Annotated in this window: 11 protein-coding genes; all 11 read left to right on the top strand. The window is 43.7% G+C overall.

Annotation, left to right across the window (positions count from 1 at the left end; genetic code table 11):
• Positions 1–40 precede the first annotated feature (40 nt).
• The 11 genes from E1163_RS11325 (at position 41) to E1163_RS11275 (ending at position 7,458) form a co-directional block, all read left to right on the top strand.
• Positions 41–475 (top strand): hypothetical protein, encoded by a 435-nt coding sequence (locus tag E1163_RS11325; protein ID WP_155171728.1) that lies wholly within the window; start codon positions 41–43, stop codon positions 473–475.
• A 34-nt stretch (positions 476–509) separates the two neighbouring features.
• The gene (locus E1163_RS11320; protein ID WP_155171726.1) at positions 510–947 is read left to right on the top strand and encodes a hypothetical protein; all 438 of its coding nucleotides are present in this window, start codon (positions 510–512) and stop codon (positions 945–947) included.
• 129 nt (positions 948–1,076) lie between these two features.
• Complete coding sequence (locus E1163_RS11315; RefSeq protein ID WP_155171724.1) at positions 1,077–1,517, top strand: STAS/SEC14 domain-containing protein; 441 nt, start codon at positions 1,077–1,079, stop codon at positions 1,515–1,517.
• A 97-nt stretch (positions 1,518–1,614) separates the two neighbouring features.
• On the top strand, positions 1,615–1,827 hold the full coding sequence (locus tag E1163_RS11310; protein ID WP_155171722.1) for a hypothetical protein: 213 nt from the start codon (positions 1,615–1,617) through the stop codon (positions 1,825–1,827).
• 325 nt (positions 1,828–2,152) lie between these two features.
• On the top strand, positions 2,153–2,590 hold the full coding sequence (locus E1163_RS11305) for an STAS/SEC14 domain-containing protein (RefSeq protein WP_155171720.1): 438 nt from the start codon (positions 2,153–2,155) through the stop codon (positions 2,588–2,590).
• Positions 2,591–2,613: 23 nt separating this feature from the next.
• Entirely contained in the window at positions 2,614–3,054 is a 441-nt protein-coding gene (locus E1163_RS11300) for a hypothetical protein (protein ID WP_155171718.1), read from the top strand.
• A 26-nt stretch (positions 3,055–3,080) separates the two neighbouring features.
• On the top strand, positions 3,081–3,515 hold the full coding sequence (locus E1163_RS11295) for a hypothetical protein (RefSeq protein ID WP_155171716.1): 435 nt from the start codon (positions 3,081–3,083) through the stop codon (positions 3,513–3,515).
• Between the two features lie 228 nt (positions 3,516–3,743).
• On the top strand, positions 3,744–4,574 hold the full coding sequence (locus E1163_RS11290) for a restriction endonuclease (protein WP_155171714.1): 831 nt from the start codon (positions 3,744–3,746) through the stop codon (positions 4,572–4,574).
• Between the two features lie 80 nt (positions 4,575–4,654).
• Positions 4,655–6,157 carry a thymidine phosphorylase family protein gene (locus E1163_RS11285; RefSeq protein WP_155171712.1) on the top strand — a complete coding sequence of 501 codons (1,503 nt, stop codon included), beginning with the start codon at positions 4,655–4,657 and terminating at the stop codon, positions 6,155–6,157.
• Positions 6,158–6,160: 3 nt separating this feature from the next.
• Positions 6,161–7,048: a ribose-phosphate pyrophosphokinase gene (locus E1163_RS11280; RefSeq protein ID WP_155171710.1), complete on the top strand. Its 888-nt coding sequence runs from the start codon at positions 6,161–6,163 to the stop codon at positions 7,046–7,048.
• Positions 7,049–7,146: 98 nt separating this feature from the next.
• Positions 7,147–7,458 carry a phosphoribosylpyrophosphate synthetase gene (locus E1163_RS11275; protein ID WP_155171708.1) on the top strand — a complete coding sequence of 104 codons (312 nt, stop codon included), beginning with the start codon at positions 7,147–7,149 and terminating at the stop codon, positions 7,456–7,458.
• Positions 7,459–7,511: the final 53 nt, after the last annotated feature.

Below are 7,511 nucleotides of genomic sequence, written 5' to 3'. Positions count from 1 at the left end.
CATTAGTAAAATAATAAAACTAGAATATAATTCAAATCAAATGCAAACAATAAGACTTTATACTCTTGGTGAATCTACCATTGATTTTGATCCATCTGTGCCTTGCATAGTGGTTAAGCAAATTGGTTTTCTTACAAGTGACGAATTCAGGGAAATACAGGAAAAAGCCCTTGACTTATATGTAGTAAAAAAGAAAGAGTATGGGAAATTGGCGTGGCTAAGCAATATTCAGGAATCAGATGCGGTAGAAATGGAGTCTTTGAAATGGGCGGCGGAAGACTTGACTCCCCGTTCTTACCAGGCAGGCAACAGATACTCTGCAGTTGTGCTGCCTGAAGAAGAGTACACTATGGCCAGCATGAATGCCGAGATCTATACGGAAGAATCGGTCAGGAAGGCGAACGAGCAAAAAATAGAAACGCGTATGTTCAAGGATGAAGCATCAGCCAAGATGTGGCTCAGGATGGTTGAATAATGATTTTAAATTATATCACTTAAAACAATTAATAATGGAAGTTTATTTTGAGACAGATTTTATTACAATTGGCTACAATGAAGAACATAATGCTATTTTGCAAAGATGGCTTATCCCTCCTTTATCTACAGAATTTAGGGAAGGGCTAAATGCGGTTATACGGGCTATGGAACATTTTAAAACAGGTAAATGGGTCTCAGATACCTGTGAACTTGGAACGGTCGCTGTAGAGGATCAAGAATGGATCATCACTGACTGGTTGCCCAGAGCGCTGGAAGCTGGTTACTCTCAGATAGCCCTTATCATGCCGTCAGAGATTTCACTAGATGCTGAGTTGAGTCAATTTTCGGTTGAAGAGGTAGTGGAGGCCGCAGGCGACCCTGTTCCCACCGCTTATTTTCACAATTTAGAAGCTGCACTTACCTGGATTAGCGGCGAGCATACAAGTTCATTAAATACTCAACAGCAATAACAACTCAACAGTGGTTGAAGTAGCACAATTAAATTAAAATTATTAAACCCACAGCAGGAGTTGAAATTATATGAACAATAAATCAGAAACAAATATTACAAGACTTGACACTATTGAAACAACAGTAAGATGAAAATAGAGACTTTTTATACTCAAGGGGAATCTACACTGAATTACGATCCTTCAGTACCATGTATCATTGTTAATAACGTAGGTTTTGCAACCTCCGAAGAATTTAGAGCCTTGCTGAATAAAGGACTTGAATTCTTAATTGAAAAGCAGAAAATACATGGAAAAATAGGTTGGTTGTCCAACCTTGTACAAGCTGATGCATATTCGGAAGATGATATGAAATGGGTTGCGACGGATTTTGATGCTCGTGCTTACGAGGCTGGTGTCAGGCATGTGTCATTTGTACTAGCAGAAGATGCTTATGCTTTTGCAAACTTTTCAGCAGAAACTTATCAGAAATACTCTCAGGAGGAAATAGGGGAGAAAATAGTCATTCGAAACTTCAAAGATGAAGCATCGGCCAAAGCCTGGCTCAGGGAGGTTTTGAGCCGACAATAGGGTGGCATTTTTCTAAGTAGAGAGCTAAAGTATTGGATATAGTCTAAAAATGCAAACAACACATAACACACTTGGAGAATCTAAAATCAATTAACAAATGGAAACAACTTTACTCCATCGAATGGGAAAGGCAACGATAAAATTTGACTCCTCTGTGCCTTGTCTCATACGCTCTCCTAACGGATTTATGACGAGTGATGAGTTTAGAGAGCAAATGAATGTGGGACTACAACTTCTGATAGAAAAGAAAAGTGAAATGCTTGAAATAGCTTGGCTGGCTGATGCCAGGAAGCAGGAAGTCGTTTCATAGGAGGATATAGCATGGATTGCCAGTAATTGGAATGCAAGGGTATTTGAGGTTGGCGTTAGACATATTGCCCTTGTACCGGCTGAAGATGAGCTGTCAAGTATGAGCATAGAAACATACATTGATAGTTCAGAGGGGGCAAAGCTGACAAAAGGATTGATCATTCGGCAATTCATAGATGTTGAATCTGCCAAAAAATGGTTGCGCGACATGATAAATGGAGCATAGAGTGTTTGTAAGAGAATAACGGGCAATGATTTAGCGGTCTATTGTGGCAAATGTCTGGCTATCAGTAAAATAATAAAAATTAAAATATAATTCATATCAAATGCAAACAATAAGACTTTATACACTTGGTAAATCTACATTGGAATATGACGTTGCTGTACCCTGCTTAATATTTAGACATATAGGGTTTATGGATAGTACAGAGTTTAGGACATTTTTGAACAAAGCACTCGAACTGGCGGTCGAACGGAAGGAGGAAGGTGAAATGTTTGGCTGGGTGACCAACCTTACAGAATCAGATGCTTTTCTTGAAGAGGATATGGTTTGGGCGGCCAATGATTTTGAAAAACAGGCACATGAGAAGGGACTCAGGGCTGTAGCATTTGTGTTGAACCAGGATGCATATGCGCTGTCCAGCATTTCCGGTGAAATCTTTGTGGAAAGTTCAGAGGAGAGAGGTAGCGAAGAGGTAAAGCACATGAATTTCAAAGACGAAGAATCAGCTAAAGCCTGGCTTAAGGAGGTTTTAAATAATTGATCAAATGAAACAATCTTAAAATAATGAAAATAGAAAGACTTTACTCGATTGGAGCATATACAGTGGATTATGATCCTTCCGTACCTTGTTTAATTATAGATAACGTTGGCTTCATAACTTCACAGGAGTTTAGAACCCTGCTGGATAAAAGCTTGGAAATTTTTGAGGAGAAGAAAAAAATACACGGAAAAATGGGATGGTTGCCCAATCTTACCAAAGCAGATGTATTTCTGGAAGATGATATGAAATGGATGGCTAGTTATTTCAATCCTCGTGCCCATAAAGCTGGTCTTCGGCATATGGCATTTGTGCTATCAGAAGATGAGTACGCTGCAGCGAGTTTTTCTGTAGAGAGTTATCAGGAATACTCGGAGGAAGAAGTGGGTGATCAAATAATCAACCGTAATTTTAAAGATGAAGAATCAGCCAAAGCCTGGCTCAGGGAGGTTTTAAATGTTAATTAATAATTTATAGACAGTATAAGCAAAAAATGAAGGAAATACTTTTTAAAGTTCAGAATTCAGTTGTTGTTTCTGATTCGTCTGTTCCATGCTTAATAATGAGGCATGTTGGGTTTCTTGATGGCGCTGAAATTAGATATTGCCTGAACAAAGGTCTGGAACTGATGATAGAAAAAAGGAAGGAATATGGAAGGATAGCATGGCTGGTTGATTTAAGAGAAGGAGATGCTGTGGCTGAAGCCGATCTGCAATGGATTGCTGCTGATTGGAATGCCCGTTTACTCGAAGCAGGAATATGTTATGTAGCATTCGTGTTGTCTGAAGACGACTATGCTTTCTCGAGTGTTTCGGCAGAGTCTTATCAGGGATTCTCAGAGGAAGAAGTAGGTGATCAAGTTATCAATCGCAATTTCCAAAATGAAGAATCAGCCAAGGCCTGGCTCAGAGAAGTTTTAAGTAACTAATATTGTTGAGGCCGTTCTTTTGAAACGGCCTCAATTTTTTTACTTCCATTTCAATCCTCGCCAATTTTAATCCTTGAATGTAAGCTGATGAATGTCATAGGCTATGATGAGGCCGGTCATTCACCGGTCCTGAAGATGTAACCATATTTACATCATAGACTAAGCGGTAACATTAAGCGAGGAGTGAGCCAGTCTCCATACTCGATACTACCCTCTCAATATTAAAAAATGGTTAACGTAACCAAAGTTTCCGGAGAGAAAGCCCCGTTTGTGCCGGGCAAGTTGCTGGCGTCATTAAAACGAGCGGGAGCTAATGATGGCCTGGCGCAGGATATACTAAAGGAGGTGGAGGCACTTCTGTACGAAGGCATCAGTACCAAGCTGATCTATAAAGAGGCTTTTGCGAGGTTGCGCAAAAGCTCGAAGCCTATGGCTGCAAAGTACAAGCTCAAAAAAGCCATTATGGAGTTGGGGCCTACAGGTTATCCTTTTGAAAAATTTGTGGGTGAGATACTCCGGTATCAAGGCTTCAAGGTAGAAGTTGGGGTGATCGTGCAGGGGCACTGTGTGCAGCACGAGTTGGATGTAGTGGCCGAGAAAGCCTCAGAGCACTACATGGTAGAATGCAAGTTTCATAGCGATCAGGCCCGGCACTGCGATGTAAAAGTGCCCTTGTATATCCACTCTCGCTTTAGAGATGTGGAAAAACAATGGAAAAAACATGAAGCACATAGCACCAAGTTTCATAAAGGCTGGATTTTTACCAATACCAGGTTTACAGATGATGCCATTAAATATGGCAGTTGTGCAGGATTGATGTTGGTAGGTTGGGACTACCCGCGGAAAGGTAGCCTGAAAGACCTCATAGACCGCTCGGGGCTACACCCTGTAACTTCTTTGACCACACTGACCAGGCAGGAAAAACAGGTGATCCTGGCAGATAACCACGTATTGTGCCGGGATATATGTGATAACCCTAAATTACTAACGCAGGCTGGTGTACCCCAGAGTCGCCAAAAAGGAGTGTTAGACGAAGCCAGGGGCCTTTGTGGGAAGTAAAATGACAAAGTTTAAAAGTTGAACAAAAAGCGCGTGCGGTAATGATGATTTTTTCGGCCAAAAGAAACTAAACAGAAAACATGAAGCACCAGGTAAACAAACTTGTGTTTAAACGATTGGGCATCAATACCCAGCATGAACACTTTGTCTATATGCGTGAAGACTGCCAGGTTTGTATTTCAGAGGGCTTTGAGGCGCTGACACGCATCAGAGTGGCCAACGGAAAGAAGTCTATAGTGGCGAGCTTAAATGTGGTCCGGTCACAAATATTAAAGGCTGGCGAAATAAGCCTCTCGGAAAGTGCTATGCACGCCCTGAGAATCAGTGAGGGAGAAAATATAACAGTTTCTCACCTGCAACCTATCGACTCACTCAGCTATGTGAGGGCAAAGATCTTTGGAAACAAGCTTACCCCCGGCCAATTCCGGGAGATAATCGGGGATATTGTTAATGGCAATTATTCCAATATCCATCTTTCCGCTTTTATGACCGCATGTGCCGGTAACCGGATGCAGATTGACGAGATTGTTTCCCTCACAGAGGCCATGATCAATACCGGCCGGAGGATGCAGTGGCCCGGCGACTGTATCGTGGATAAACACTGTATTGGAGGCTTGCCGGGAAACAGGACTACGCCGATCATCGTCTCTATTGTTAGTGCCCTGGGGCTTACTATGCCGAAGACCTCATCAAGGGCCATCACTTCCCCGGCCGGAACTGCCGATACCATGGAGGTTATGGCACCAGTGGTTTTGACCATGCAGCAGATCAAGAAGGTAGTGGAAAAGGAGGGTGGCTGTATCGCCTGGGGAGGGGCCGCACTCCTCAGCCCTGCAGATGATATCCTGATCAAAGTTGAGAAGGCCCTGGACATAGATAGTGAGGGGCAGTTAATAGCATCCGTTTTGTCTAAAAAAGTATCCGCCGGATCAGGGTATGTGATTATTGATATGCCAGTAGGGGAAACCGCCAAGCTTCGGAGCATAGAGGCTGCCAACCTGCTCAAAGTGCAAATGGAGAAAGTTGCCCATGCCATAGGGCTGAAGCTTAAAGTCATCATCACTGACGGATCACAGCCCGTGGGCCGTGGTATAGGGCCCGCACTGGAAGCCAGGGATGTTCTGGCTGTACTGAAAAATGCCCCTGATGCGCCGGCCGAGCTTAGGGAAAGAGCTCTGCTGCTGGCGGGTGAGCTGTTGGAGCTGTCAGGCAAAGTGGAGCCAGGGGAAGGGAATGATGAGGCCAGAAAGGTGCTGGACTCGGGTAAAGCTTATGAAAAATTTCTGGCTATATGTAAAGCACAAGGTGGTTTTGTAGAACCCAAAACAGCCGGATACAGGCATGACATTAAAGCTGAGTGTGCCGGTGTAGTGACAAAAGTGGATAACCGCCTGCTCTCCAAAGTGGCCAAGCTGGCAGGGGCACCTGATGATAAGGCATCCGGTGTCGATTTCATGGCACCTATAGGAAGCAAAGTGGAGCAAGGGCAAACATTGCTTGTGGTGCATGCGGAATCGAAGGGTGAGCTTGAGTATGCATTGGAGTACCTTTCTTCTCAAAAGAAAATCATTGAAATTACCTGAGCTATGGATGCGATTATCTTTGCACTTCCGGGAAATGAAGAGCTGGCTGTAAAGCTGGCGGCCAGGCTGAATGCCGAAAAAGGGGAGGCTATTATACGCCATTTCCCCGATGGTGAAACCTATGTCAGGGTGCTTTCCGAGGTGAAAGACAAAAAGGTGGTATTGGTCTGCACCCTGCATCAACCTGATGCAAAGCTGCTGCCCTTGTACTTTCTCTCCAAAACGGTTAAAAACCTCGGGGCCAGCCATGTAGCCCTTCTTGCGCCTTACCTGGCATACATGAGGCAGGATAAGCGGTTCAATGAAGGTGAAGGTGTTACATCAGCATATTTTGGAGACCTTATATCCGGCTTTACCGACGCACTGGTAACCATTGACCCTCATTTACATCGCAGAAACTCACTATCCGAGGTATACCCTATCCCCACACGAGTGATGCACGCTGCCTGCCACATTTCTGCCTGGATCAGGAATAACATCACAAAGCCCGTACTTGTAGGCCCTGACAGTGAAAGCGAACAATGGGTTTCGCAGGTTGCCCGGGAAGCCGGAGCGCCATTTCTGGTGCTGGAAAAAGTCAGGCACGGAGACAGGGATGTGCAGGTTTCAGTACCACAGGTAGAGGCTTACACCGATTATACTCCGGTTTTGGTTGATGATATTATTTCAACGGCCACCACAATGATCAGGACCATTGGCCATTTGCGGCAGGCAGAAATGAGGCCTCCCGTTTGCATTGGCATCCATGCCGTGTTTGCAGGCGAGGCGTACAAAGATATGATCCGGGCCGGAGCAAAGGAAGTGGTTACCACTAATGCCATAACGCATGAAAGCAACTGCATTGACATCAGTGATCTGCTTGCCGAAGGTTACCGGCAATTTTGGGCGTAGCCATTGCTTTTAGCCTCAATCCGGGTTTTTCATGATAACCGTCATTCATTTAATGGCATGGTTTATCTAACTTAACACTAGACTAAAACCTATCTGCCATGGAAAATATAACAAGCTACGACACCCTGTCCGAAGCCATCGCCGGTTTAAGAAAGGCAGGATATGTTAATGACTTTAATCTAAAATCACACTGCCTGCACTGCGTACCGTCGCAACTGGAATTGCACCCGGAAGATTTTCAGGTTGATAGCTACTACCGCTTCGAGGGTATGAGCAACCCTGATGATAACAGCATACTCTACGCCATCAGTGGGAAAGATGGACTGAAAGGTATTCTTGTAGATGCCTATGGCGCATATAGCGAAGGTTTGAGCAGTGAAATGATTGATAAATTGAGGGTAAGTGTTTAAAGTAAAGGCAATTAATTGATGTTTCTTTTATTTTGATTATTTTGATTATTTCG

The organism is Fulvivirga kasyanovii, from assembly GCF_009711405.1.
In the GTDB taxonomy this organism is placed as follows: domain Bacteria; phylum Bacteroidota; class Bacteroidia; order Cytophagales; family Cyclobacteriaceae; genus Fulvivirga; species Fulvivirga kasyanovii.
This window is presented reverse-complemented; position numbering and strand designations above follow the sequence as displayed.